Consider the following 25,299-nt stretch of genomic DNA (forward strand, 5'->3'; position numbering starts at 1 on the left):
GCTTTTTTTGGCGGAGAGGGGGGCGGGCGGTGACAAACAGCCCCCCGCATCCGTATTCATTGGTGAGAGGAGGCGGTGCGCGATGAAGGAGCGGTGGGCGATCCCCGCCGAGGGCCCCGAGCGGGAGGCCCTCTACCGGCGCTGCTACGCCCTGGCCAGAGAGACGGCGGCGCGGATCTTGCGGGGGACCGGCAGCAGAGAGGACGCGGAGGAGTGCGCGGCCGACGCCCTGGCCGAGCTGTTTGCCCGGCCGCAGCGGTACGACGCCGCGCGGGCGAGCCTTGAGGCCTATGTGCGGGTGCTCAGCCGCAGCCGGGCGCTGGACTGCCGCCGCCGGCTGCTGGCCCGCCCGCAACTGCCCTTGCAGGAGGAGATCTGCCCGGTCCCCGCGCCGAGCGAGGGGCAAAAGGAGCTGCTGCAGGAGTTGGTGGCCTCCCTCGGGCCCCAGGAGCGGGCCCTCTTCACCCTCAAATACCTCTACGGCTACAACACCCGCGAAATCGCCCGGTGCCTGCACATCAGCGACAGCGCCGTCACCACCAGGGGCAGCCGGCTCAAAAAGAAGCTCGCCGCCCTCGTCGAACAGCTGGAAGGGGAGGGGGAGCGATGATGCGCGATTGGGATTGGGACGGTTGGCTGGGGGAGGACCTCCTGCTGCAACTGACCGAGGAGACCTTTGCTCCCTCCGCCCCCGCGGCGGCAAGGCGGGCCCGACCGGCCCTGCGCCGGGTGCTGGCGACCGCGGCGGCGCTGCTCCTGCTGCTGTGCACCGCCTACTACCGGGAGGAGGTCTCGGCCGCCGTGCGGCAGCTCTACACCTACCTCTTCGGTGGCGGCATCAGCACCCAGCAGCCCGCGGGATACCTGTTGCTGGCGGAGCCGGTGGCGTTTGAAGAGGGGGGCCGCCGCTACCGCATCGAGAGCGCCTACCGCCTGCCTGACGGGACCTTGCAGCTCTCGCTGCAGATGGAGGCCCCCCTGCAGGAGGGGACCTTCCCCTCCCAGGAGCAGGGGTTTGCCTTTCTCGACGCCCTGGCCCCGCAGCTCTCCTGGGAGGGCGGGTGCAGTTCGGACTTTTACTGGCCCCATTTCAGTACCGGCCGGTTTGAGGACGGGGTGCAGTGGATGGGCGCCGCCCTCCGCTTTCGCGGGGTGGGGGAGGAGGAGCAGTTGGCCCTGCGGTTGGCCGGCGGGACCGCCCATCCCCTTCAGATGACCGCTCCCCCGCGGCAGCCGCCCGAGGCGGTTTCCCGGGTAGAGGACGGGCAGGTGGCGGTCACCTTCCTCCCCCTGCGGGAGGACAACCGCGCCGTGGCCATCGCCATCGAGGACCGCGCCGGGCGGACGGGGATCCGCTACCGCCCCGACCTGCTGGAGTTCGAGTCCGAGACCGGCCAGATCTACAGCGGTGCGCCCGACGGGGCGGGGGCGGAGGTCTATGTCCCCCAGGGGATGCCTGCGGGGGAGCGGGTGACGGCCGTCCGCTTCTGGGGGCTGTCCGTCACCTGCGGGCGGGACGGCGGCGAGGACTTCATCGCCCTGCCCGCCCTGGAGGAGGGGCAGCGCCGCGCCCTCGACATCCCCTTTGTGGTGGAGGGGGTGCCCTTCCGCCTCACCCAGATGTACCGCCGGGGCGAAGAGGTGACGGTGCAGTTTCAGCAGGAGCTGTTTGAGGGGGGCGAGCTGAAGGAGGCCTGCGCCGCGGACCTGACCGGCCAGAAGGCCGCCTTCCAGGCCCTGTTTGATGGCGGCCCCCTGTCCAGCGAGGAGCTGTTTCCCTGGCGGTGCACCCTCTTTGAGCGCGACAGGGGCAGCGCCACCTTCCCCGCACAGGGGGAGGAGCCGGTCCGCTTCTATCTCTTCTCGGCGACCCTGAAGCGCGCGGGCAGCTTTGCCGCCCGGTTTGACTGACGGCGGCCGCACAGAAGAAAAGCCCGGCGCGCAGCTCTCGCTGTGCGCCGGGCCTTTTTCAAGCGACTAAACCATAAGCCGGGTTCTGTCATGTGTGACGATCTATCTCGACTGCGCGTCGCCGCGCAGCTCTAGCCACCTTGTCGAGGACGGGTCGGGCGCCCATCTGCCCTCTGTGCGGTGTTGCTCCGGGTAGGGTTTACAGAGCCGCACAGTCTCCTGTGCGCTGGTGAGCTCTTACCTCGCCTTTCCACCCTTGCCGGGGGGGACCCCGGCGGTTTCTTTCTGTTGCACTTTCCCTAAAGTCGCCTTCGGCTGCCGTTAGCAGTTACCCTTGCCCGATGGAGCCCGGACTTTCCTCACGCGGGCCCTTTCGAGCCTCGCGCGCCGCCACATGGTCTACTCGCTAGAAAACAAAGATCAGTTGCTCAGGGGGACGCCGTTGGCGTCGGTGCCGATGGAGCCGGTGAGGATCAAGATCCCCTCGATAAAGCCCCAGAGGCTGGCGATGCCGCAGCTGCACAGGGTCAAAACCAACTGCAAGACCGCCTTGCCGGTGTAGCCCAGGTAGAAGTTGTGGGCGCCAAAACCGCCCAGGAGGATGCCCAGCACCCCGGCCGCCACCTTGGACTTTTGGGGGTAGCCCGGCACGTACTGGCGCGCCCCGCAGTAGGGGCAGACGGCGGTGCCTGCGGGCAGGAAGTTGTTGCAGGTGCTGCAGTAGTGCCCCTGGCCGCCCTGCTGGTAGTACCCCTGGCCCTGCTGCTGGTAGGACTGCTGGTAGGGCTGCCCCTGCTGCTGGTACCCGCCGGCTTGCTGCTGGGCCCCGGCCCCCTGGCCGGGGTCTTTGGCACAGCCGCAGACCGGGCAGAAGGTGGCGTCGTCGGGGAGATATGCGCCGCACTGTTTACAGGTCATAGCGATGTTCCTTTCGCGCGCGGGCCTTGTCGCCCGCCGTTCTGTCGTTTGCACTGTTGCGCTGTTAGAGCGTATCTATTATAGCAGGAGCTCGGCCCGTTCGCAAGCCAAACCGCCACTTTGCAATTTTGGGTGCCCGGTTCTTGCAATTTTTCACAAAGCAAAACCGGTTTGCCGCCCGGTGAACTATAAAATGCTCTGAAAGTGGCGGCGATTGGCGGCTTTCTCGCAAAAACAGTTGCATTGGCGGGGTTTCCCGCAGTACAATAACTCCATACTGTACCGATATAAAGTATGAAAGCACACCCTGCGGGGAGAAGAAGGAGGAAATGAGTATGTCCTTTCAAAGCGAGTACCTCACCACAGTCTACGACGCCGTCTGCAAGAGAAATGCCGGGGAGCCGGAATTTTTGCAGGCCGTGCGCGAGGTGTTGGAGTCCCTGGAGCCGGTGATCCAGGCCCGGCCGGAAATCGAGAAGTGGGGCGTGATCGAGCGGATGGTCGAGCCCGAGCGGATGATCGTCTTTCGCGTCCCCTGGGTGGACGACAGCGGCAGGGTGCAGGTCAACCGGGGCTTTCGGGTCCAGTTCAACTCGGCCATCGGCCCCTACAAGGGCGGCCTGCGGCTGCACCCCACCGTCAACGCCTCGGTCATCAAGTTCTTGGGCTTTGAGCAGGTGTTCAAAAACAGCCTGACCGGGCTGCCCATGGGCGGCGGCAAGGGCGGCTCCGACTTTGACCCCAAGGGCAAGTCCGACCTGGAGATCATGCGCTTTTGCCAGAGCTTTATGACCGAGCTCTACCGCCACATCGGCCCCGACACCGACGTGCCCGCCGGGGACATCGGCGTGGGCGCGCGGGAGGTGGGCTACCTCTTCGGCCAGTACAAGCGTCTGAAAAACGAGTTCACCGGCGTCCTCACCGGCAAGGGCCTCACCTACGGGGGCAGCTTGGTGCGCACCGAGGCCACCGGCTACGGCCTGTGCTACTTCACCCAGGAGATGCTCGCCGAGATGAAGGGCGACTCCTTCGCCGGGAAGACGGTGGTCATCTCCGGCTCGGGCAACGTGGCCATCTACGCCGCCCAGAAGGCCACCGAGCTGGGGGCCAAGGTCATCGCCCTCTCCGACTCCGCCGGCTACATCGTCGACGAGCGGGGCGTCGACCTGGCGGTCATCAAGCAGATCAAAGAGGTGGAGCGCGGGCGCATCCGCGAGTACGCCGCCCGGGTCTCCGGCGCCACCTACACCGAGGGCAGCCGCGGCATCTGGAACACCCCCTGCGACATCGCCCTCCCCTGCGCCACCCAGAACGAGCTGGACGCCGACGGCGCCGCCGCCCTCATCAAAAACGGGGTGATGGCCGTGGCCGAGGGGGCCAACATGCCCTCCACCCCCGAGGCCGTGGAGGCCTTCCTGCAGGCGGGGGTCCTCTTTGGGCCCGCCAAGGCCGCCAACGCCGGCGGGGTGGCCACCTCCGGCCTGGAGATGAGCCAGAACTCCATGCGCTACAGCTGGAGCGCCGAAGAGGTGGACCAGAAGCTGCAGGGCATCATGGTGGGCATCTTCCACAGCGCCTACGAGGCCGCCGAGAAGTACGGCCGCCAGGGCAACCTGGTGGTGGGGGCCAACATCGCCGGCTTCACCAAGGTCTGCGACGCCATGTTGGCCCAGGGGGTCGCCTACTAGGGCGGTCTCTCCCGCCCGGCGGGCGATTGACAACCGCCCCCCGCGTGTTACAATGAAAAGAAAGCCACGAGAAAAGGAGAGAGTACCATGACCGAGATCAAATTCGAGCGGGCCGCCGCCCTCAAAGCCAAACCCCAGGACGAGAGCAAGCTGGGCTTCGGCTCGATTTTCACCGACTACATGTTCGTGATGGAGTACACCGAGGGCCAGGGCTGGCACGACCCCGTCATCAAGCCCTACGGCCCCCTGCCGCTGGACCCGTCCGCCATGTGCCTGCACTACGGGCAGGAGGTCTTTGAGGGGATGAAGGCCTACCGCGCCGCCGACGGCCGCATCCTCCTCTTCCGCCCGGAGGAGAACTTCAAGCGGCTCAACACCTCCTGCGAACGGCTGTGCATCCCCAAAGTGGACGAGGCCTTCTGCCTGAAGGCCCTGAAGCAGCTGGTGGAGATCGAGCGCGACTGGGTGCCCCACATCCCCGACGCCTCCCTCTACATCCGCCCCTTCATCATCGCCACCGAGGGCAAGCTGGGGGTGCACGCCTCGAACAGCTACTACTACGTGGTGGTCCTCTCTCCCTCCGGCCCCTACTACGCCGCCGGGCTCGACCCGATCAAGATCTACGTCGAGAAGTCCTATGTCCGCGCCGTGCGGGGCGGGATGGGCTTTGCCAAGACCGGCGGCAACTACGCCGCCAGCCTCAAGGCGCAGGAGGAGGCGTCTGAGCAGAAGTACGCCCAGGTCCTCTGGCTCGACGGGGTCGAGCGGCGCTACATTGAAGAGGTGGGCGCCATGAACATCTTCTTCGTCATCGGCGACGAGGTGGTGACCCCCGCCCTGCAGGGGAGCATCCTCTCCGGCATCACCCGCAAGTCCGCCCTGGAGCTGATGGCCGGCTGGGGGCTGAAAGTCAGCGAGCGCCGCCTGGCCATCGACGAGGTGGCCGAGGCCTACGACAAGGGCCTGCTCAAAGAGTGCTTCGGCACCGGCACCGCCGCCGTGGTCTCCCCGGTGGGCGAGCTCAAGTGGGGCGACAAGGTGATGGAGATCGGCGGCGGCCAGATCGGCCCCGTCTCCCAGCGCCTCTACGACACCCTCACCGGCATTCAGTGGGGCAAGATCGAGGGCCCCGCCGGCTGGTCGGTGGAAGTCTGCAAGTAAACAGCCCAAAGATCCCCTGTGCCCGGGCGCACAGGCGAGGCCCCGGCCACCCGCGCCGGGGCCTCTCTTTTGCCGCGGGGCGAAGGGCGAAAAGAGAAAGGGGAACTGCAGCGTGAAGGAACTGTCCCTCTCCTCCCCCTGTTTTGAAGAGGGAGGCCTCATCCCGACCGAGCACACCGGCTACGGGGAGGACCGCTCCCCCGAACTGGTCCTGACCGGGCTCTGCGAGGGGGCGGTCACCCTCGCCCTGTTGCTGGACGACCTGGACCACCCCGTCCCGGCCTACAACCACTGGGTGGTCTGGAACATCCCGCCCGCCGCCCGCCTCCCCGGCGGCCTGCCCGGGGGCGGGGCGGTGGGCCCCCTCGACCAGGCGGTGCAGGGGGTGGGCTACGGCAAAAATAGGTACCGGGGCCCCAAGCCCCCCTTTCGCTGGTCCCACCGCTACCGCTTCCGGGTCTTTGCCCTCGACTGCCGGCTGGAACTGCCCCCCACGGCGCGAAAGCGGCAGCTGCTGGCGGCCATTCGGGGGCACATCCTGCAGGAGGCGGCCCTCACCGGGCACTTTCTCTGATTTCCGTTTGGATGGGGAAGAAAAACAGGGGACCGCTGTCAGCGGTCCCCTGTTTTGTCCGTCAGCGGCGCTTTTTTCGCCGCAGGAGCCAGTCCAACAGCAGCCCGTACCCCAGATAGCTCAGCACAAAGAGCAGGTAGTAGGGCAGCCACCGCGCCAGCGTCTGCCAGCGGGTGAGGGAGACCCCGTCGGAGAGGGGGGAGAGCACCCCCGGCGCCAGCCAGTGCAGCAGGGCGGTGAGGGGCAGGTTGGCCAGGGGCAGCAGGTTTTGCCAGCGGGAGGAGGGCAGGGCGCACTCCCTCGCCAACACCAGCAGAATGCCGATTGCCGGAAACCAAAACCCACAGCGGGCACACCATCTCTTCACTGTCCTTCCCCCTTCTATATCACCGGTCGCCCGGGCCGGTGGTCGTCCCCCCGCCCCGCTCCCAGCCGATCCAGGGGGCGCGGGAGAAGGGCTCCTCCCCCATCTGCCGCCCCTTTTGGTACTGCAGGGGGGTCACCCCGAAGCGGCGGCGGAAGGCGGCGCAGAAGGCCCGGTAGTCGGCAAAGCCCGCCGCCAGGGCCAGGTCCAGCAGCCCGCCCTCCCAGCCGTCCAGCTGCCCCAGGGCCCAGTCCAGCCGCAGGGACTGGAGGTGGGCCTTGAAGCCGGTGCCCAGGCAGCGCCGGAACAGCCGCGACAGGTGGGTCGCCGAGAGCCCCAGCGCCGCCGCCGTCCCCTCCAGGCTCACCGGTTCCCGAAAGTGCCCGGCCAGAAAGTCCAGGGCCTGGCGGCAGCGCTCCCACTGGCGAACGCTCCCCTCCCCCGGGGGGGCGTCCGCCGTCCGGCAGTCGCGCAGCAGGCAGTGCAGCAGCTCGCAAAACCGGGCGTTGAGCAGCAGGTGCCCCAGGGGGTCGCCCGCCGCCGCCCTCCACTGGGCGAGCAGGGCGGCCATCGCCCCGGCCAGGGCGGGGTTTTCCACCGGCCCCCGCAGGAAGCCGGTCCGGTCGAACCCGGCGTCGTTTTGCCGCAGCAGGGCCGGGGTGAAAAAGACCGAGATCCCCTCGGGCGCGTCCGTCTTGTGGGGGGTCAGGCTGTGCACCTCGCCCCCGGGCACAAGGGCCACCGCCCCCGCCGGCAGGGAGAAGCTCTCCCCCTTGAGCACCAGCTCCACCGGGGTGGAGAGGTAGCAGTTGACCTCCAGCTCGGGGTGCCAGTGGGCGGGGACCGGGTGGATGCCCGACTCCCCGTGGATGTAGAGGTTGCCCAGCAGCCGCCCGGTGGGCCGCATCTGCTCCCAGATCGCCTCCGCCATCTCGCATCCTCCTCTCCTCCCTCTCAGGGTAGCCGATTGGCCCCGAAACTGCAATGGAAAAACGCAAGTTTTGCCTATTTTTTTCAGAAAATGGGAAGGAAAGTCCCCCTCCCGCTGCGGTACAATGCAGTCAGAGACAGCCGTCCGCCCGCCGTGGGGCGCGGCGGCCAAGGGAAAGGGAGGGCAAAGAATGCACCAAATCGAAGAGATCCTGCAGAAGATGACCCTGGCGGAGAAGGCCCGCCTCTGCACCGGCGCCACCCACTGGAAGACGGTGGCCATGCCCCAGTACGGGGTGCCCAGCCTGGTGATGGCCGACGGCACCAGCGGCCTGCGGCTGCAGCAGGGGAGCGAGGACAAGGAGGAAAACGACCTCTATGAGAACGTGATGTTCTTCTCCTTTGACAGCGAAGAGGCCCTGGCCCGCACCATCCCCAGCACCTGCTACCCGGCGGGCTCGGCCCTGGCCTGCTCCTGGAACCCCGAGCTGGCCCGGGAGGTGGGCGCCGCCATCGCCGAGGAGTGCAAGGCCCAGGGGGTGGGAATGCTCCTGGGCCCGGGGATGAACCTGCGCCGCCATCCCCTGGCCGGCCGTGGGTTCGAGTACTATTCCGAGGACCCGGCCCTCTCGGGGGAGATGGCTGCCGGGATGGTGGAGGGGATCCAGAGCGGCGGGGTGGCCGCCTGCATCAAGCACTTTGCCTGCAACAACGCCGACTACAAGCGCACCTGGATCGACTCGGTGGTGGAGCCCCGCGCCCTGCACGAGATCTACCTCGCCGGCTTCGAGCGGGCGGTGCGAAAGGCCCGCCCCTGCGCGGTGATGGGGGCCTACAACAAGGTCAACGGGGTGCAGGCCTGCGAGAGCGAGGAGCTGCTCACCCACATCTTGCGGGAGCAGTGGGGCTTTGACGGCCTGGTGATGAGCGACTGGGTGGCGGTCAAAAACTCCAAGGAGGCCTTTCGGGCCGGGCTCAACTTTCAGATGCCCCCCAGCAAGAGCTGCGTCGACGCCCTGGTGGCCGGGGTGGAGGACGGCAGCATCCCCGCCGAGCGGCTGGACGAGAGCTGCCGGCAGATCCTCAAGCTGGTGCTGCGCTACAGCAAGGAGGGGAAGGAGCGCCCCCAGGTCGACTGGCAGGCCCACCACCAGCTGGCCCGCAAGGCGGCCGCCCAGTGCGCCGTGCTGCTGAAAAACGACGGGGTCCTCCCCCTGGGCCCAGGGGTGAAAAAGGTGGCGGTGCTGGGCAACCTGGCCAAAAAGCCCCAGTTCAACGGCACCGGCTGCGCCGCCATCAACGCCCGCTGCCCCGACATCCCCTTTGACGAGCTGGCCGCCCTGGCCGCCCCCGGCTGCCAGCTGCAGTTTGCCCCCGGCTACACCGCCGACTACCAGACCGACCCCGCCCTGCTGGCCGAGGCGGCCAAGGCGGCGGCCGAGGCCGAGGTGGCCCTGGTCTTTGCCGGCGCCTTCCTCCCCCCCGAGGACGACGACTTCAACCGCAAGACCATGGCCCTGGAACCCGCCACCGAGGCCCTTGTGGAGGCGGTGGCCGCGGTGCAGCCCAACACGGTGGTGCTGCTCTACAACGGCGAGTCGGTGGCCATGCCCTGGATCGACCGAGTGGCCGGGGTGCTGGACCTCTGGTTCTCCGGCGAGGGCAGCGGCCGCGCCGCCGCCGAGATCGTCTGGGGGCTGCAAAACCCCAGCGGCCGGCTGCCGGTGACCCTGCCCAAGCGGCTGGAGGACACCCCGGCCTACCTCAACTTCCCCGGCGCGGGGGACAGCCACTTCTACTGCGAGGGCATCTACGCCGGCTACCGCTACTACGACAAAAAGCGGGTGGAGCCCCTCTACCCCTTCGGCTACGGCCTCTCCTACACCGATTTTGCCTACAGCGAGCCCCAGCTCTCCACCCGGGAGCTGGCGCTGCCCGGCCGGGTCTGCTTCTCCTGCCAGGTGGAGAACACCGGCTCCATGGCCGGGGCCGAGGTGGTGCAGCTCTACCTGTGCGACCGCTGCTCCAAGCTGCCCCGCCCCGAGCGGGAGCTGAAGGCCTTCTGCCGGGTGGAGCTGGCCCCCGGGGAGAAAAAGCGGGTGGAGCTCTGGCTGGACAGCCGGGACTTCTGCTACTATGACCCGGCCTGCGGCTGGGTGGCCGACAGCGGCGAATATTTGCTGCAGGTGGGCCTCCACTCCCGGGACATCCGCCTGGAGGAGCGGCTGCAGCTTGTCAGCGACCGGGCGGCCCCCTTCGTTATGACCACCGACACCCACTACACCGACTTGCTGGAAAACCCCACCGCCCGCCGGGTCTTTTACGACTACCTGGTGGAGAAGGGGCTGCTGTTGCCCGAACAGATCGGCCCCGCCCTGGACGAGCACTTCAAGGTCATCTTCTGGGGGATGGCCCAGCACCTGGACGGCGCCACCGGCGACCGCTTCACCCCGGCCATGGCCGAGGAGCTGACGGAAAAGATCAACGCCGCCCTGGCCGCCGAGAGGTAGGCCAAAAGGACCCCCGCGAGGGCAGATATGCAGTCTTGCCAAACCGCGTCAACGCCGCCGCCCGGCCACCCGGGCGGCGGCGTTTTGCTTTTTTCGGCCGGATGCGCTATACTGATTTTTGTTTTGCGCCGCGCGCAGAGAGGGGAGGGGAGAGCGGTGCGCCGATTTGTCTACCCCATCGGCCCGGCGGAGGCCGGGCGGACGGTCAAGTCCCTTTTAAAGGGAAAGGGGTATTCCAGCCGGGCCCTGACCCGCCTGAAAAAGGACCCCCTGGGGCTGCTGCGAAACGGGGCGCACGTCCGCACCGTGGACCTGCTGGCCGAGGGGGACAGGCTGGAAGTCACCCTGCGGGAGGAGGCCAACACCTACGCCCGCTGCGACACCCCGGTCCCCATCCTCTGGGAGGACGAGGACTTCGTCGCCTTCGACAAGCCGGCGGGGATGCCCTGCCACACCTCCTGGGCCCACCCGGCCGACACCCTGGCCAACGTCTTTGCCGCCCACTGCGACCGGCTGGGGGTGCAGGCCCCCTTTCGGGTGCTGGGGCGGCTGGACCAGGACACCACCGGCTGCGTGCTGGTGGCGAAAAACCAGCTGGCGGCCTCCCTGCTGGTGGCCCGCCCGGCCTGGGTGAAAAAGGTCTACCTGGCGGCGGTGTCCGGCGCCCCCCAGCCCCCTGCGGGGACGGTGGACGCCCCCATCGCCCGGGCGGGGGAGGACAGCGGCCTGCGCCGGGTGGACCCGGCCGGGCAGCGGGCGGTGACCCACTACCGCACCCTGCGCCCCCTGCCCGGCGGGCGCAGCCTGCTGGCCTTTTCCCTGGAGACCGGGCGCACCCACCAGATCCGGGTGCACATGGCCCACCTGGGCCACCCCCTGCTGGGCGACGCCCTCTACGGCGGGGACTGCGCCGCCCTCTCCCGCCAGGCCCTGCACTGCGCGGGGCTGGCCTTTTTCCACCCGGAGAGGGGGGCGTGGGTGCGGCTGTTTGCCCCCCTGCCGGCGGACATGGCCGCCCTCTGCGGCCCGGTGGGGGAGGAAACCCTCCCCTTTTGGCGGCGGGAAGTGCCGGAATAGGGGAAAAATGGGCTCCTTTTCAAGGGGAAATCACAAAAAGTTACAGAGTTTGTAACTTTTTAAAAGACGAAAAAACCGCATGGCAAAGCCGTTTTTGCCATCTTTGACTCGCTGGTAGATACTTGAAATCGGGAAAAGGGGGTTGAAATCTTACAGCACAGAGGTATAATAGTAACCAAGTTGTAACCTTTCTGTAAGATTTGCAACCACTACAGCGAGTAAGGAGTGATTGGATGTCGCATCTGTCTGGCGGCCTGTTTGGCAAGAAGCGTTCCGTTGGCGAGCAGGACCACAGCGGGGGCACCGGGAAAGAGAAGAGAGATTGGAAGCGCACCTGTCGATACATCCTCCAACGAGTTGACCGCTACGGCTGCTATGTCGGCACCGTGGCCATACACCGGTGGGCCCGGTTCACCAAGGTGATGAAGAAGTTCTTCACCTCCCTGGGGATCGCCCTCCGCCGCCTCCCCCACAACATCCGCAAGAGCTTCGCCCTCTTTTTGGTCTGGGCGAAAAAGCATATCGCCTACCCCCTGGAGCGGGCCTTTCACCACGTGGTGCAGGGCGCCAAAGAGGTGCACCGGGCCCACAAGGACCCCAACCGCTCCGGCCGCGAACAGCTGGGCCACTGGTATGGGCGCACCAAACCCACCCTCTTTAAGGTGCTCAACTACCTGATGCCGGTGGCGGCCCTGGGGGTCAGCGCCGCGGTCATCGCCCTCATCCTCAACTTCAACTTTGTCCTCAAGGTCGAGTACAACGACCAGGTGGTGGGCTACGTGGACAGCGAGACCACCTTCAACGAGGCCAAAAAGGTGGTCAACGACCGCATCGCCATCAAGGACGAGGAGGGGAGCGAGTTCATCAAGAGCCCCACCTACTCCATCGCCGTGGTCCCCAAGGCCGAGGTGGTCACCACCGAGGCCCTGGCCGACACCCTGATCGCCTCCTCCGGCGAGGAGATCACCGAGGCCGCCGGCCTCTATGTGGACGGGGTTCTGCAGGGCGCCGTGGTGGACGCCACCGCCCTGCAGGCCGAGTTGGCGGCCATCAAGGCCCCCTACGTGGAGGAGTACCCCGAGGGCACCGTCGACTTCTCCAAATCGGTGGAGATCAAGCCCGGCCTCTACCCCAACGAGACGGTCAAGAGCGACGAGGAGATCATCGCCCTGCTCCACTCGGAGGAGCAGGCGGAAAAGACCTACACCGCCGAGTCGGGGGACACCCCCATCGGCATCGCCGCCAAGAACAACGTCACCCTCTCGGAGCTGGTGGCCCTCAACCCCACCATTGAAGACAGCCTCTACGCCGGCACCCCGGTGCGGGTGCAGCGCTCGGTCCCCTACCTGCAGGTGAAGGTGGTGCGGGAGATCACCTACGAGGAGTCCATCCCCTACGAGACCGAGACCAGCGAGACCAACAGCTACAACAAGGGCTACGAGAAGGTCGTGGTCCAGGGCCAGGAGGGGGTCAAGGAGATCACCGCCAAGCAGACCCTCATCGGCGGCGAGGAGACCGAGAAGGAGATCCTCGCGTCCAAGGTCCTCTCCGAGCCGGTGACCGAGAAAAAGGTGGTGGGCACCAACGTCCCCGCCCCCTCCTACTCGGGCAGCACCCAGACCTATAACGGCAGCGGCCCCACCGGCAGCGGCTCCCTGCGGTGGCCGGTGGCCGGCGGCTATGTCAGCTGCGGCTACTGGGGCTACTACGGCCACACCGGCATGGACATCGCCGCCCCCAGCGGCACCGCCATCTACGCCGCGGACGACGGGGTGGTCTCCAAGGTCAGCACCAGCGGGCCCTACGGCTACCACATCATCATCAATCACGGCAACGGGATGCAGACCCTCTACGCCCACTGCAGCGCCCTCTACGTGTCGGCCGGCCAGTCGGTCTCCCGCGGGCAGAAGATCGCCGCCGTGGGCCGCACCGGCAACGCCACCGGCAACCACTGCCACTTTGAGGTGCGCGTCGGCGGCTCGGCCAGGAACCCGGCCAGCTACGTCTAAGCGCCCGATCGCCTTTTCCCCAGCGGGGCAGCTCAAAAGAGCTGCCCCGCTTTTTTTGCAGGGGCGGTTGTCCTTGTAAGGGGGGCGGAGGGGATGGTATAGTGGGAGACAGAAACGGCCGCCGGCGCGCCCGGCGGGAAGAGGAGAGGGTCGATCGATGTACGAGCTGTCCGCGCGGGCTTTTCGCGGCGACATGATGGACGCCATGGCCGCCGACCGCGACTTTTTTCACGCCCACCCGGAGCTGGGCTTTGACCTGCAGGAGGGGTGTGCCTACATCCGCCGCCAGCTGGAGCACGAGGGCTACGCCCCCAGGGAGATCTGCCCCTGCGCCCTGGTGGCCACCGTGGGCAGCGGCCGGGGGAAGACCATCCTCCTGCGGGCCGACTACGACGCCCTGCCGGTGGACGAGCCCGCCGGGCACCCCGCCCGCTCCCAGAACCCGGGGGCGGCCCACACCTGCGGGCACGACGCCCACGCCGCCATGTTGCTGGGGGCCGCCCGCCTCCTCAAGCGGGTGGAGGACCAGATCGAGGGGACGGTGAAGCTGGTCTTTCAGCCCAACGAGGAGGGGGTGGACAAGAGCTGCCCCGGCGCCAAGGCCATTGTGGACGCCGGGGTGCTGGAGGACCCCCCGGTGGACGCGGCCCTGGCCCTGCACGCCCTGGCGCCCTATCCCCTGGGGGCGGTCTGCGCCCACCCGGGGCGGGTGCTCACCTCCACCGACAGCTTCCACATCACCGTCAACGGCCTGGGGGGCCACGGGGCCATGCCCCACAACTGCGCCGACCCCATCGCCGTGGCCGTCCGCCTCTACCAGGCCCTGGAGGAGCTGGTGGCCCGGGAGACGCCCCCCTCCGCCACGGCGGTGCTCACCGTCAGCGGCATCCGCGCCGGGGGGCCGGGGGGGATCATCCCCTCCAGCTGCGAGATGTGGGGAGCCCTGCGGGCCTACGACCCGGACCTGCGCACCCACCTGCTGCGGCGGATGGAGGAGCTGTGCTGGAAGCTGCCCCCCCTCTACCGGGCCACCGCCTCCATCGAGCAGCAGCTGAAACTGGGCTCCATCCACACCGACAGCGCCCTTTTGGCCGAACTGGCCCCCTTTGTGCGGGAGATCGTCCGCCCCGAGAAGACGGACCTGGCCGCCGGCCCGGTGATGCCGTCGGAGGACTTCTCCTTTCTCTCCAACCGGGTGCCCACCGCCCACCTCTACCTGGGCTTTGGCGAGCCGGGGGACGGCGGGGCGGACGGGGCCGAGAAGTCCGCCCTCTTCCTGCGCGACCGGGCCCTGCCCACCGGGGCGGCCCTCTACGCCAACTGCGCCCTGGAGTGGCTGCGCAAAAACCGCCTGCCGGGCTGACAAAATTCCCCTCTCCCGCCGCCCGACAACCGGAATCTGGAAAATTTTTTGGGGCATTCTACTAGGGAGCCCCCTGCCGCTCCCGCCCGGGAAGAGCCGCCGAAAAATGCGCCGCACTCTCTTTTCAACAAACGGCAAAGATGATATACTATAATTTGATTTACCGGGGAGGGGTTTGCGCCCTTTTCCCGGGACGTCACTGGCTTTTGCCGACCAACAGACGCAGCAGGCCGCCCGGCGGCCAGAGCAGAAACAACTGCAGATGATACAGAGGGGCTGTCCCGCCCGGGCGGGCGAAGGCGGCCGCCTCTTTTTGGCCACCGCGCCCACCCCCTTCGGGGCCCTTGGCGCGGGTTTGGGAAGCGGGGATCTGCCCGCAGATAAAGGGAGAGAGTTTGGATTTGGAAAAGATCGTTATTCGGGGCGGAAAGCCCCTCATGGGGGATGTGAACATCAGCGGCGCCAAGAACGCGGCGGTGGCCATCCTGCCCGGGGTGGTGCTGGCCGAGGGGCCCTGCATCATTGAAAACGTGCCCGCCATCAGCGACATCGCCACCACTGTGGCCATCTTGCAGTCCATGGGGGCCACCGTCACCCCCATCACCAAAAACACCCTGCAGATCGACCCCACCACCATCAACTGCACCGACGTGCCCCACGAGCTGACCAAGTACATGCGGGGCTCTTACTACTTCATCGGCTCGATTTTGGGCCGGTACGGCGAGGCGCGGGTCGCCCTGCCGGGGGGCTGCAACTTCGGGGTGCGCCCCATCGACCAGCACCTCAAGGGGCTGGAGGCGCTGGGCGCCCAGGCCACCATCAACGACGACGTGATCCACGTCAAGGCCGACCGGCTCATCGGCGCCCACGTCTACTTCGACATCGTCTCGGTGGGGGCCACCATCAACGTGATGCTGGCCGCCGTCAAGGCCCAGGGGGTCACCATCCTGGAAAACGTGGCCAAGGAGCCCCACATCGTGGACCTGGCCAACTTTTTAAACTCCATGGGGGCCGACATCCGCGGCGCTGGGACCGACGTCATCAAGATTCACGGGGTGGAGCACCTGGGCCAGACCGAGTACGGCATCATCCCCGACCAGATCGAGGCGGGCACCTACATGGTGGCCGCCGCCGCCACCGGCGGCGACGTGCTGGTGAGCGGGGTGATCCCCAAGCACCTGGAATCCATCACCGCCACCCTGCAAAAGGCCGGGGTGCAGGTGACCGAGTACGACGAGGCGGTGCGGGTCAAGAGAGAGGGCCCGGTCTGCAAGTGCAACGTCAAGACCCTGCCCCACCCGGGCTTCCCCACCGACATGCAGCCCCAGATCACCGCCCTGCTCTCGGTGGCCGACGGCACCAGCATCATCACCGAAGGGGTGTGGGACAACCGCTTTGCCTACACCGAGCAGCTGCGGAAGATGGGGGCCGACATCCAGGTGGACGGCCGGGTGGCGGTGGTCAGCGGGGTGCCCGCCCTCCACGCCGCCGCCATCAAGGCGGTGGACCTGCGGGCTGGCGCGGCGGTGGTCATCGCCGCCCTGATGACCGAGGGCACCAGCGAGATCAGCGACATCCGCCACATCGAGCGCGGCTACGAGGAGATCATCTCCAAGCTCCGCGACCTGGGGGCAGACATCAAAAAGGTGGAGGAGTGACCTCCCGTCCCCCTTTGAAAAAGGAGATTTTATGACTTCCATTTGTTCGCTCTACAGCGGCAGCAGCGGCAACAGCACCTACATCGGCGGCGAGAGCGGCGGCATCCTGGTGGACATGGGCAAGAGCTGCCGCCAGACCCTGCAGCAGATGGCCCGGCGGGAGATCGACCCCGCCGGGTTGCTTGGGGTCTTCATCACCCACGAGCACATCGACCACGTGCGGGGGCTGAAGGTGTTTTTGAAAAACCGGCCGGTCCCCCTCTACGCCTCGCCGGCCACCGCCGCCGCCCTGCGCCAGAAGGACGCCCTCCCCCCCGAGGTGGAGGTCCGCTACATAGACGAGAGCTGCCCGGCCCGGCTGCCCGGCTTTTCGGTGGAGGCCATGGCCACCAGCCACGACTGCGAGGGCAGCCAGGGCTACATCGTCACCACCGACGAGGGGCGCAAGATCACCGTGGCCACCGACATGGGGGTGCTGCCCGACCGGTTTTACGAGCGGGTGGAGGGCAGCGACGCGGTGCTCATCGAGTCCAACTACGACGAGGACATGCTCCGCGCCTGCGGCTACCCCTACTACCTGAAGCGGCGCATCATCTCCGAGAGCGGGCACCTCTCCAACGACTGCTGTGCCGACGCGGTGGAGGAGCTGACCCGCCGAGGGGTCAGCCGCTTTCTGCTGGCCCACCTGAGCATCAACTCCAACTTCCCCGGGCTGGCCTTCGAGACCAGCGCCGCCAAGCTGCGGCAGATGGGGGCCCTGGTGGGCGCCGGGCAGGACGTGATGCTGGAGGTCATGCCCCGGGACGAGGCCTCCCTCCTCTGGGCGTTTTGAGATGATGCGGGTCAATCTGCTCTGCGTGGGCCGGTGCAAGGAGCGCTACCTGCAGCAGGGCTGTGCGGAGTACGCCAAGCGGCTGCAGGCCTTCTGCAAGCTGAACGTGATCGAGCTGCCGGAGGAGCGGCTGCACGACAGCATAGACGGGGTGATCCGCGGGGAGGGGGACCGGCTGCTGGCCAAGATGAGCGGCAGCTACGCCATCGCCCTCTGCGTAGAGGGGCGGCAGATGTCCTCCCCCGCCTTTGCCGAGCTGCTGTCCGGCCTGCCCCTCTCGGGGCACAGCTCGCTGGACCTGGTGATCGGCGGCAGCTACGGGCTGGACGAGCGGGTCAAGGCCGCCTGCCAGCTGCGGCTCTCGGTCTCGGAGATGACCTTCCCCCACCAGCTGTTCCGGGTGATGTTGCTGGAGCAGCTCTACCGGGCCTTCTGCATCGGCGGCAACATCAAATACCACAAGTGAGAGAGGAGCGCCTGTCCGGCGAACGAGTCGGGCGGGCGCTTTTTGTCGCCCGGCGCGGGACGGGTGGGGGAGAGAGGCCCCGGCGCAGGGGAGGGGACCCTGGCCGGGGGGCCTTGCTGCGCGGTCCCCTTTTCTCCATTGTACCGGGGAACGCTGGTCGAAAACGTCCTGTTGCAGCGGGGAGGGGCGCGCCTGTTCCCGAACAGGAGGGCGGGCGCAGGGGGAGCGGGGCCTCCGCCTTCCGCCCGGCGCAAAAGTCGAATGGCCGGGGAGTTCTTGGGGGGTGCCACAGTATCTGGCGCATCCCCCACAACCACCGCGCGGCCGGGCAAAACGCCCCCGCGCCGGGGAGAGGAGCGAGGGGGGAAGCCCGTTGGCCCTCCCGGCATAGGGGCAGAGGGCAGAGGGCAATGGGCAGGACAGAGGTGGGGGGATGGGGGGAGGAGGAGAGCAGGCTCCCGCGCTTTCCGGCCCTCTATCGGAGCCCTCCGCCCACTTCCGATGCAGAGGCGAGGAAAACGGTTTTTCAGGCTCTCCGCCCTTCCGGCAGTGCGGATTTCCAGCTCTTGTCCTCGCCCCCAGGCCCATCTCCAGCGCCGGGACAGGGGGTAAGGGGAACCGTGCGACAGGCGAGAGCAAGTCCTCCACCGCTTCCCCGCAGAGCAGCTTTCCGGGCTCTCCGCCCTTCCGGCAGTGCGGATTTTCAGCTCTTGTCTATGCCCCAAGCCCACCCCCGGCGCCGGGACAGGGGGCAAGGGAAACCAGGCGACAGGCGGGGGCAAGTCCCCCACCGCTCCCCCCGCAGGGCGGCTTTCCGGGCTCTCCGCCCTTCTGGCAGTGCAGATTTTCAGCTCTTGTCCATGCCCCAGGCCCACCCCCGGCGCCGGGACAGGGGAGCAAGGGAAACCGGGCGATAGGCGGGGGCAAGTCCCCCACTGCTCTCCCCGCAGGGCAACTTTCCGGGCTGTCCGCCCTTCCGGCAGTGCGGATTTCCAGCTCTTGCCCTTGCCCCCAGGCCTGTCTCCGGCGCCGGGACAGGAGGGTGAGGGGAACTGGGCGATAGGCGGGAGCAAGTTCCCACTGGGCCCCCCGCCGGGCGGCTTTCCGAGTTCCCCCCTCCGGGAGGTGTGCGGTTCCCATGCCCCACTCCCGAGGCAGGGATGGAGGGCTAAGGGAGTAGGTGATGGGTGGCAAGGAGAGGGGCCTTCCCGCCCTCGCTCCCCTTCGAGCAGTGCGGATTTTCAGCGCCCATACCCCAAGTCTTCTGCCCAGTGCAGGAACGGGGGAGAAGACGAAACCGGATGGCAGGCGATAGAAAGGGCGAATTTCCAGGCCTTCCCTCCCTGGCCCTTCCCCCAGCACTGGGGCGGAAAACCGAGCGGGGCCTTTGCGCGGGCGGAGAGTAGGGCCGGGCGCGCCCCGAGGCAAAGGCGGCCAGAAAAGCCGGCGCGCCTCCCCGGCAAGCTGCCGCACCGCCATCTGTTTTCAGAGGAGGGGAGGAAAAGGGCATCCCGGCCAAGGCCGAACGGCTGGGGGGCTTTCGGGCGAGGACAGCACCCCCGCCGCACAACCCCGCCAAACGCCCTCTCCCCATTGACAGGGCCGTTTTCGCCGGGTATGATGGGGGCAGAGAGGGGGGATCGCCATGCCGGAGCGGAAAATCGCGGTGGGCTACCGGCAGAACGACGCCCTCCGCCAAAGCCTGAACGCCCTCACCGAGGCGGTCTTCGGCCTCTCCTTTGAGGGGTGGTATCGGGCCGGCTATTGGGGGGAGGGCTACATCCCCTACTCCTTCGTGGAGGGGGAGCGGGTGGTGGCCAACGTCTCGGTCAGCCCCATGGAGTTCTGGGTGCGGGGGCAGCGGCGGCGCTACCTGCAACTGGGCACGGTGGAGACCCACCCCGCCTGCCGGGGGCAGGGCCTCTCCGCCCAGCTGCTCCGGCGGGTGCTCGCCGACTGGACGGGGCGGTGCGACGGCCTCTTCCTCTTTGCCAACCCCAGCGTGTTGGACTTCTACCCCAAATTCGGCTTTGTCCGGGCAGAGGAGCAGCTCCTCTTTCGCCCCTTGCGCGGGGCGGGGGAGGGGACGGCCCGCCCCCTGGACACCGGCGACCCGGCGGTGCAGCGGGAGCTCTTCTCCCTGGCCGAGGGCGCCCCGACAGGGGCCGACATCTGGCAGATGGGCGGGGGCCCGCTCTGCCTGTTTTACGCCCTGGGCCCCCTGCAAAACGGCTTTTACCGCCTGCCGCGGGGCGGGGTGGCCGCCGCCACCTTTGCGGGGGAGACCCTCACCCTCTGGCAGCACTGGGGCCCCGACAGCCTGAACGAGGCGGTGGCCGCCCTGGCGGGGCCGGCGACCCGGCGGGTGGAGCTGGGCTTCTGGCGGGACCGGGCCCCCGGCTTTGTCCCCATCCCCTGCGCGGGGGAGGACGCGTTCTTTGTGCAGGGGGATTTTGACTGGCTGCCCGAGGGGCGCATCCCCCTGTGCAGCCACACCTAGCAGCGGGCGCACTGCGCCGGAAGGAGGCGTTTGCAATGCTCTTTTGGATCGGGCGGCCGGAGATCTACATGGGCTACTCCCTGGCGGAGAGCACGGCCATCACCCGGGCTCTGACGAAAGCCGGCATCCCCTACTGCTGGCGCACCCCCAACAGCGACCGGATGGGCCGCTGGGACTGGGGCGGCGACGGCAGCGGCTCCCGCTTTGAAAAGCCCTATTACATCTACGTCAAAAAGCAGGACAAGGAGGCGGCGGAGCAGATCGTCGCCCAGGTGCGGCGGGAACAGAGGGGCCGCTGACCCCCATCCCGCGGCAAAAAAGGGCCCGGCGGAAGGAAACTCCCTTCCGCCGGGCCCTCTTTTTTGCGCCTACCAGCCGCCCTGCCGGTCCAGTTGCCGGTACTGGATGACCTCGGCCATGTGGGCCTCGGCGATCTGGTCGCAGCCGTCCAGATCGGCCACGGTGCGGGCCAGCTTGAGCAGTTTGTCCCGCGCCCGGGCCGACAGCCCCAGGGTGTCAAAGGCCTCCCTCAGCAGCCGCTCGGCCCCGGGGGTCAGGGGGCAGACGGCCTCCACCGCCGCCGGGGAGAGCCGGGCGTTGCAGAGGGCGCCGGTGCGCTCCGCCCGCTCCAGCTGCCGCTCCCGGCCCGCCGCCACCCGCGCCCGCACCGCGGCGGAGGACTCCCCCCGCTCCCGGGAGGAGAGGTCGCTGTACTCCACCGGCTCCACCGCCAGGTGCAGGTCGATGCGGTCGAGGATGGGGCCGCTGACCCGCCCGCGGTAGCGGGCGATCTGGCCGGCGGTGCAGGTGCAGGGCCGGGTGGGGTGGTGCAGGTAGCCGCAGGGACAGGGGTTGAGGGCGGCGGCCAGCATGATCTCGCAGGGGAAGGTCAGGGTGTGCTGGGCCCGGGTGATGGTGACCGAGCCGTTTTCCAGGGGCTGGCGCAGGGCGTCCAGCGCCCCGCGGGAGAACTCGGCCAGCTCGTCCAAAAACAGCACCCCGTTGTGGGCCAGGGAGATCTCCCCCGGCCGGGGGGTGGGGCCGCCCCCGGTCAGCCCCACCGGGCTGATGGTGTGGTGGGGGGCGCGAAAGGGCCGCCGGCGCACTAAGGCGGTGTCGGGCGGCAGCAGCCCTGCGATGGAGTGGACCATGGTGGTCTCCAGCTGCTCGGCAAAGGTCATGGGCGGGAGGATGGAGGGCAGCCGCTTGGCCAGCATCGACTTGCCGGCCCCCGGCGGCCCCACCATCAGCAGGTTGTGTCCGCCGCAGACCGCCACCTCCAGCGCCCGGCGGGCCAGGTACTGGCCCTTGACGTCGGCCAGGTCGGGGAGCATCTCCTCCCCCTCCGGAACGCTCTCCCGCCCGCCGGCAAAGGGGGCGATGGGGGCCGCCCCCGTCAGGTGGGCGACCACCTCCCCCGCCGTGGCCGCCGGCAGGATGTCAATGCCCTCCACCACCCCGGCCTCCCAGGCGTTCTCCCGGGGCAGGAAGAGACGGACGAACCCCCGCCGCTTGGCCTCGATGGCCATGGGCAGCACCCCGGCCACCCGCCGCAGGTCGCCCTTGAGGGAGAGCTCCCCCAGAAAGGCCGACCCGGACAGGTCCGCCCTCAGCTGCTGCGAGGCGCAGAGCACCCCCAGGTAGATGGCCAGGTCGTAGACCGAGCCGGCCTTTCTCACGTCCGCCGGGGCCAGGTTGACGGTGAGCCGGCTGACGGGGAAGGAAAAGCCGGTGTTTTTGACGGCGGCGCGCACCCGGTCCCGCGCCTCTTTGACCGCCGCGCCGGGCAGCCCCACGATGTCGAAGGCGGGCAGTCCGCGGGCGGCGTCCACCTCCACCGACACCGGGTAGGCGTGCATCCCGTACACCCCAAAGCTGGAAAGTGCGCAGAACAACCGCCTCGCCTCCTCTCCTCGCGCGCACCGGGCCGCCGCCCGGCCGCGCTGTTGGCTCCATTATAGCGCAGAATTTGTCGAAAGGAAAGGGAGGGGGGCGGCGGGACAGCAAGAGGGGGCCGAGGTTTTGCAAATCGTAAGAAATTTGTGCGGCCCTCCGTCATCCTTTGGCGCTATCCTGGGGGGAGCAAGAGAGGGGGAGTGCCCGGTGACAAAACGCGGCAAGAGAGGATTTCGCTTTCGCTGGTGGATGGGGGCCCTGCTGGCCTTTTTGCTGCTGCTGGCCCTCTGGTGGCAGCAGACCTGTGCCCTCGTCACCACCGAGGTGGCGATCGAGAGCGGGAAGGTGAGCGCCCCCCTGACCCTGGTGCAGCTCAGCGACCTGCACGGGGCCACCTTTGGCGGGGGCAACCGCGCCCTGCTCTCGCGGGTGGAGCGGCAGGAGCCCGACGCCGTCCTGGTCACCGGCGACATGTACACCCGGGACGACGAGCGGGGCAGGGCCACCGCCCTGGCCCTGCTGGGAGAGCTGGCCGGGCAGTACCCGGTCTACTTTGTCCCCGGCGAGCACGACGGGGAGGAGGGCTTTCTCTCCGCCCTGCGGCAGCGGGGGGTCACGGTGCTGGACTACGAGACCGCCGAGCTGACGGTGGGGGAGGAGACGATCCTGCTCTACGGCATCGACAACCAGTCCTACACCGGCACCTTTGACCTGCACAACGCCTTCCCCTCCCCGCCGGAGGACCGCTTCAGCATCCTGTTGGCCCACATCCCCAACGCCCGGGCCTTCTTCGCCTTTGGCGCCGACCTTACCCTCTGCGGCGACACCCACGGCGGCCAGGTGCGGCTGCCCCTGCTGGGCCCGGCCCAGGTGGACGGCCGCTGGTTCCCCCGGCTCCAGGGCGGCCCCATCTACGACAAGGGCCTCTACACCAAGGGGGAGACAAACCTCTTCATCTCCAGCGGGCTGGGCAACTACCCTCTGCCCCTGCGGCTCTTCAACCGCCCCGAGGTGGTGCGCATCACCGTCCGCCCCGCAGAGTAGGGGGCGGTGTGCCACTGTGCGAGTTGTGCCACCAAATACAGGGGGTCTGTATACAGAAAGCAAAAATCTGCGCAGAGGGGGAAAGCCACAAAGAGAAAACTCCCCTATATACCCCTTTTCATCGGTGGCACAGTTGCACAGGTGGGGAAAAAGGGGATGGATAAGCCGAAAACGGCGTGCGAGATGGGGTGGCACACGGTCGCACCGCCAGCACACCCCCGCCGGGCCCGTGATTTGCAAACCGGTTTTTCCCGTCTCCCGCCGCCCCCGCGCGGAGAGAGACCGCCCACCGTTGAAAAGGCGGTGATCCCCCCTGCCCGTTTGGCGGGAGCAACCGCCTGCCCCGCGGAGAGGGTCGCCCGCCGTCGGGCCGGGCGCCGGGAGAGATGGCCCCTCCGCCCGGCGCGCGGTGAGCGCGCTCCCTCTTTTTCCGGGGGAAGGGGAGTGGCGCCGCCAAACCCGCTTGTCCCGCTGCTGCCCGCCGGGAGAGGACCACCCGTTCCCCATCGCACCGAGGGACGTTCCGCCCCTTTTTCTAAAAAGGCAGAGATGGTATCGCCAAATCGAGTGGCTCCTTTCAGGGGGGAGCGTCCCAGGTACGAGGAAAACCGGTCCCCCTCACTGCCCAAACATCCGCCCCCACAGCCTCCCTCCTCCACAGCAGAGGGCTGTCTCCCTCTTTTTCTGCAAGAAGGGCCATGCCCGCTGCCGGGCACGGGGAAAAGACCGTTTCCCCCTCGGCACGTCCAGAGGCATCCTGTCCCCCCTTTCCAGGGGAAGGGGAGAGGGCATCGCCAAACCGGATTGTGACCTTTAAGAAGAGAGGGACGCCCTGCATTCCTCCTGGGTGCAGAGAATCGCCCCTCTCCACCGCCCAAACATCCACCCCCGCAGCCTCCTCCACAGCAGAGGGCAGCCCCCTTCTTCTTCCGCAAGAAGGGGCCATGCCCGCTGCCGGGTACGGGGAAAAGACCGTTTCCCCCTCGGCACGTCCAGAGGCATCCTGTCCTCTCTTTCCAGGGAAAGAGGAGAGGCACCGCTAAGCCGGATTGCGCCCCTTTAGAAGAGAGGGACTCCCTGCGCTCCTCCTGGGTGCAGGGAATCGACCCCCTCTGCTGCCCAAACATCCGCCCCCCCTCTCCCTAAAAAACAGAGACCCCATCGCCCAACCGAGCCGCCCCATCCAGCGAGAGAGCCGCACCGCCCGTCTGGGCCGTGCGGCTCTCCATCTCTTTTGCGGCCATTCAGGGGGCGACCGTCACCTCGCCTGCCGAGCGGTTGCCCAGCCCGTCGGCGATCTCGGCGCGGTAGGCGCCCTCGGGCAGGGCGAAGGAGAGGGTGTCCCCCTCGCTGCGCACCGGCAGGTAGACGGCGCCGTCCTCCCCGGTGCAGCGGGCCTCCGCCAGCCCGTTCTCTTCGGCAAAGGTCAGCTTCACCAGCCCCCCTTCCCGGCGGACGGAAATCAGCCGGGGCCCCTCCCGGTCCACGTCTGCCACCGCCACCTCTCGGGCGGCAGTGGCGAGGGGGCCGGAGACCTCGAGCCGGTAGCGGCCGTTTTCCCGCACCGCCGCCCGGTAGACGCCGTCCTCCCCCCGCTCCAGGGGGAGGGCCGCGCCGTCCGGGGCGATGAGCCGGGCGCGGGTGAGAGCGGTTTTCCCCTCCACCGAGACGACCTTCTCCCGCGCCGTCCCCTCGGGGGAGAGGGCGGCCGAAAATGGCGGGGGGAGGGCCGCGCCCCCGGCGGCCACCAGCACCCCCGCCCCCACCGCCGCCGCGGGGAGGAGCCAGCGGCTGTGGCCGGTCTGCGGGCGGGCGCGCCGTCCCCCCAGGGCCAGCGGCAGGGGGAGGAAGGCGGGGAGGACCCCCCTCTTCATCTTTTGGCCCGCCGATTTGAGCAGCCTCTGCACCGTCCGCTCCGACAGGTGCATGACCTCGGCGATCTGGCGCACCGTCTTTCCCTGAAAGTGGCGCAGGGAGACGGCCTCCAACTCCTCCTCCCCGAGCCAGCCCATGGCCTCCCGCAGCAGTTCCTGGGCCTCCCAGTCCTCCAGCGCGCTGACCGATTCCGCCCTCTCCTGGTAGGGGGGCAGCTCCTCCAGGGAGCGCAGCCGCGCCCGCTCCTTGGACTTGCTGCGCCGCCGGTTCATGCAGAGGTTGTAGGTGACGCGGTTGAGATAGGCCACCAGCCCCTCGGTCTGGCGCAGCTTGTGAAGGTTTTTCCACAGCACCAGATAGGCCTCCTGCAACAGGTCCTCGGCCCCCTCCTCCTCTCCCAAATAGCGGCGGATCTGGCTGAGCTGAATGGGGGCGGTGGCCCGGTAGAGCTGGTCAAAGGCGGCCTGCTCTCCGGCCTTGGCCCGGTCCAGCAGCTCCCCCAGTTCCCGGTGTGACAGCATCG

The 25,299-nt window shown here is 68.2% G+C and carries 20 protein-coding genes and 1 other RNA gene; 15 read left to right on the forward strand and 6 right to left on the reverse strand.

Features of this window, described 5'->3' with window-relative positions; translation table 11 throughout:
• Positions 1 to 82 precede the first annotated feature (82 nt).
• Together KQI11_RS10125 and KQI11_RS10130 are read left to right on the forward strand one after the other, a co-directional pair.
• Entirely contained in the window at positions 83 to 610 is a 528-nt protein-coding gene (locus KQI11_RS10125; protein ID WP_216402036.1) for a sigma-70 family RNA polymerase sigma factor, read from the forward strand.
• The gene (locus KQI11_RS10130) at positions 607 to 1,911 is read left to right on the forward strand and encodes a hypothetical protein (RefSeq protein WP_216402037.1); all 1,305 of its coding nucleotides are present in this window, start codon (positions 607 to 609) and stop codon (positions 1,909 to 1,911) included. Before KQI11_RS10125 ends, KQI11_RS10130 begins: the two co-directional genes overlap by 4 nt.
• Positions 1,912 to 1,970: 59 nt before the next feature.
• Here KQI11_RS10130 and rnpB read toward each other — a convergent pair.
• Both rnpB and KQI11_RS10140 read right to left on the reverse strand, forming a co-directional pair.
• Positions 1,971 to 2,317: RNase P RNA component class A (rnpB, locus tag KQI11_RS10135), an RNA gene on the reverse strand.
• A gap of 14 nt (positions 2,318 to 2,331) precedes the next feature.
• Complete coding sequence (locus KQI11_RS10140) at positions 2,332 to 2,829, reverse strand: TM2 domain-containing protein (protein ID WP_185916474.1); 498 nt, start codon at positions 2,827 to 2,829, stop codon at positions 2,332 to 2,334.
• Positions 2,830 to 3,164: 335 nt separating this feature from the next.
• Here KQI11_RS10140 and gdhA point away from each other — a divergent pair, with 335 nt between their 5' ends.
• From gdhA to KQI11_RS10155, 3 genes are all read left to right on the forward strand, one after another.
• Positions 3,165 to 4,517 (forward strand): NADP-specific glutamate dehydrogenase, encoded by a 1,353-nt coding sequence (gdhA, locus tag KQI11_RS10145; protein WP_216402038.1) that lies wholly within the window; start codon positions 3,165 to 3,167, stop codon positions 4,515 to 4,517.
• An 87-nt stretch (positions 4,518 to 4,604) separates the two neighbouring features.
• Entirely contained in the window at positions 4,605 to 5,678 is a 1,074-nt protein-coding gene (locus tag KQI11_RS10150; protein ID WP_185916472.1) for a branched-chain amino acid aminotransferase, read from the forward strand.
• A 112-nt stretch (positions 5,679 to 5,790) separates the two neighbouring features.
• The gene (locus KQI11_RS10155; RefSeq protein WP_216402039.1) at positions 5,791 to 6,252 is read left to right on the forward strand and encodes a YbhB/YbcL family Raf kinase inhibitor-like protein; all 462 of its coding nucleotides are present in this window, start codon (positions 5,791 to 5,793) and stop codon (positions 6,250 to 6,252) included.
• A 61-nt stretch (positions 6,253 to 6,313) separates the two neighbouring features.
• Here KQI11_RS10155 and KQI11_RS10160 read toward each other — a convergent pair whose 3' ends face one another.
• The gene (locus tag KQI11_RS10160) at positions 6,314 to 6,619 is read right to left on the reverse strand and encodes a hypothetical protein (RefSeq protein ID WP_216402040.1); all 306 of its coding nucleotides are present in this window, start codon (positions 6,617 to 6,619) and stop codon (positions 6,314 to 6,316) included.
• A 19-nt stretch (positions 6,620 to 6,638) separates the two neighbouring features.
• Positions 6,639 to 7,547 carry an AraC family transcriptional regulator gene (locus tag KQI11_RS10165; protein WP_216402041.1) on the reverse strand — a complete coding sequence of 303 codons (909 nt, stop codon included), beginning with the start codon at positions 7,545 to 7,547 and terminating at the stop codon, positions 6,639 to 6,641.
• 190 nt (positions 7,548 to 7,737) lie between these two features.
• On the opposite strand from KQI11_RS10165, the gene KQI11_RS10170 reads away from it, so the two are divergent.
• The 9 genes from KQI11_RS10170 to KQI11_RS10210 all read left to right on the forward strand — a co-directional run bounded on the left by KQI11_RS10170 (position 7,738) and on the right by KQI11_RS10210 (position 20,260).
• The gene (locus KQI11_RS10170) at positions 7,738 to 10,056 is read left to right on the forward strand and encodes a beta-glucosidase family protein (protein ID WP_216402042.1); all 2,319 of its coding nucleotides are present in this window, start codon (positions 7,738 to 7,740) and stop codon (positions 10,054 to 10,056) included.
• Between the two features lie 156 nt (positions 10,057 to 10,212).
• Complete coding sequence (locus tag KQI11_RS10175; RefSeq protein WP_216402043.1) at positions 10,213 to 11,133, forward strand: RluA family pseudouridine synthase; 921 nt, start codon at positions 10,213 to 10,215, stop codon at positions 11,131 to 11,133.
• A gap of 233 nt (positions 11,134 to 11,366) precedes the next feature.
• Positions 11,367 to 13,142, forward strand: a complete 1,776-nt coding sequence (locus KQI11_RS10180; protein WP_216402044.1) for a M23 family metallopeptidase — start codon at positions 11,367 to 11,369, stop codon at positions 13,140 to 13,142.
• A 157-nt stretch (positions 13,143 to 13,299) separates the two neighbouring features.
• A complete protein-coding gene (locus tag KQI11_RS10185) occupies positions 13,300 to 14,505 on the forward strand; it encodes a M20 metallopeptidase family protein (RefSeq protein WP_216402045.1) in 1,206 nt (401 codons plus the stop codon).
• A 401-nt stretch (positions 14,506 to 14,906) separates the two neighbouring features.
• The gene (gene murA / locus KQI11_RS10190; RefSeq protein ID WP_185916464.1) at positions 14,907 to 16,163 is read left to right on the forward strand and encodes a UDP-N-acetylglucosamine 1-carboxyvinyltransferase; all 1,257 of its coding nucleotides are present in this window, start codon (positions 14,907 to 14,909) and stop codon (positions 16,161 to 16,163) included.
• A 31-nt stretch (positions 16,164 to 16,194) separates the two neighbouring features.
• Complete coding sequence (locus KQI11_RS10195; RefSeq protein ID WP_021660249.1) at positions 16,195 to 16,995, forward strand: MBL fold metallo-hydrolase; 801 nt, start codon at positions 16,195 to 16,197, stop codon at positions 16,993 to 16,995.
• A 1-nt stretch (position 16,996) separates the two neighbouring features.
• On the forward strand, positions 16,997 to 17,461 hold the full coding sequence (locus tag KQI11_RS10200; protein WP_185916463.1) for a 23S rRNA (pseudouridine(1915)-N(3))-methyltransferase RlmH: 465 nt from the start codon (positions 16,997 to 16,999) through the stop codon (positions 17,459 to 17,461).
• A 1,645-nt stretch (positions 17,462 to 19,106) separates the two neighbouring features.
• Positions 19,107 to 19,961, forward strand: a complete 855-nt coding sequence (locus KQI11_RS10205) for a GNAT family N-acetyltransferase (protein WP_216402046.1) — start codon at positions 19,107 to 19,109, stop codon at positions 19,959 to 19,961.
• A 35-nt stretch (positions 19,962 to 19,996) separates the two neighbouring features.
• Positions 19,997 to 20,260, forward strand: a complete 264-nt coding sequence (locus KQI11_RS10210; protein ID WP_021660245.1) for a hypothetical protein — start codon at positions 19,997 to 19,999, stop codon at positions 20,258 to 20,260.
• A gap of 69 nt (positions 20,261 to 20,329) precedes the next feature.
• Here KQI11_RS10210 and KQI11_RS10215 read toward each other — a convergent pair whose 3' ends face one another.
• A complete protein-coding gene (locus KQI11_RS10215) occupies positions 20,330 to 21,856 on the reverse strand; it encodes a YifB family Mg chelatase-like AAA ATPase (RefSeq protein ID WP_216402047.1) in 1,527 nt (508 codons plus the stop codon).
• A 208-nt stretch (positions 21,857 to 22,064) separates the two neighbouring features.
• Here KQI11_RS10215 and KQI11_RS10220 point away from each other — a divergent pair, with 208 nt between their 5' ends.
• The gene (locus KQI11_RS10220; protein ID WP_216402048.1) at positions 22,065 to 22,901 is read left to right on the forward strand and encodes a metallophosphoesterase; all 837 of its coding nucleotides are present in this window, start codon (positions 22,065 to 22,067) and stop codon (positions 22,899 to 22,901) included.
• Positions 22,902 to 24,145: 1,244 nt separating this feature from the next.
• Here the strand turns inward: KQI11_RS10220 and KQI11_RS10225 are convergent.
• On the reverse strand, positions 24,146 to 25,297 hold the full coding sequence (locus KQI11_RS10225) for an RNA polymerase sigma factor (RefSeq protein WP_216402049.1): 1,152 nt from the start codon (positions 25,295 to 25,297) through the stop codon (positions 24,146 to 24,148).
• Positions 25,298 to 25,299 lie beyond the last annotated feature (2 nt).

Origin of the sequence: Acetanaerobacterium sp. MSJ-12 (genome assembly GCF_018917875.1) — a bacterium.
In the GTDB taxonomy this organism is placed as follows: Bacteria; Bacillota; Clostridia; order Oscillospirales; family Ruminococcaceae; genus Bittarella; species Bittarella massiliensis.

Bases quoted from the DNA above. Each gene is read 5' to 3' on its own strand.
- KQI11_RS10125 (WP_216402036.1), top strand. From the start codon at position 83: ATGAAGGAGCGGTGGGCGATCCCCGCCGAGGGCCCCGAGCGGGAGGCC.
- KQI11_RS10130 (WP_216402037.1), top strand. From the start codon at position 607: ATGATGCGCGATTGGGATTGGGACGGTTGGCTGGGGGAGGACCTCCTG.
- KQI11_RS10140 (WP_185916474.1), bottom strand. From the start codon at position 2,829: ATGACCTGTAAACAGTGCGGCGCATATCTCCCCGACGACGCCACCTTC.
- gdhA (WP_216402038.1), top strand. From the start codon at position 3,165: ATGTCCTTTCAAAGCGAGTACCTCACCACAGTCTACGACGCCGTCTGC.
- KQI11_RS10150 (WP_185916472.1), top strand. From the start codon at position 4,605: ATGACCGAGATCAAATTCGAGCGGGCCGCCGCCCTCAAAGCCAAACCC.
- KQI11_RS10165 (WP_216402041.1), bottom strand. From the start codon at position 7,547: ATGGCGGAGGCGATCTGGGAGCAGATGCGGCCCACCGGGCGGCTGCTG.
- KQI11_RS10170 (WP_216402042.1), top strand. From the start codon at position 7,738: ATGCACCAAATCGAAGAGATCCTGCAGAAGATGACCCTGGCGGAGAAG.
- KQI11_RS10180 (WP_216402044.1), top strand. From the start codon at position 11,367: ATGTCGCATCTGTCTGGCGGCCTGTTTGGCAAGAAGCGTTCCGTTGGC.
- KQI11_RS10185 (WP_216402045.1), top strand. From the start codon at position 13,300: ATGTACGAGCTGTCCGCGCGGGCTTTTCGCGGCGACATGATGGACGCC.
- KQI11_RS10195 (WP_021660249.1), top strand. From the start codon at position 16,195: ATGACTTCCATTTGTTCGCTCTACAGCGGCAGCAGCGGCAACAGCACC.
- KQI11_RS10200 (WP_185916463.1), top strand. From the start codon at position 16,997: ATGATGCGGGTCAATCTGCTCTGCGTGGGCCGGTGCAAGGAGCGCTAC.
- KQI11_RS10205 (WP_216402046.1), top strand. From the start codon at position 19,107: ATGCCGGAGCGGAAAATCGCGGTGGGCTACCGGCAGAACGACGCCCTC.
- KQI11_RS10210 (WP_021660245.1), top strand. From the start codon at position 19,997: ATGCTCTTTTGGATCGGGCGGCCGGAGATCTACATGGGCTACTCCCTG.
- KQI11_RS10225 (WP_216402049.1), bottom strand. From the start codon at position 25,297: ATGCTGTCACACCGGGAACTGGGGGAGCTGCTGGACCGGGCCAAGGCC.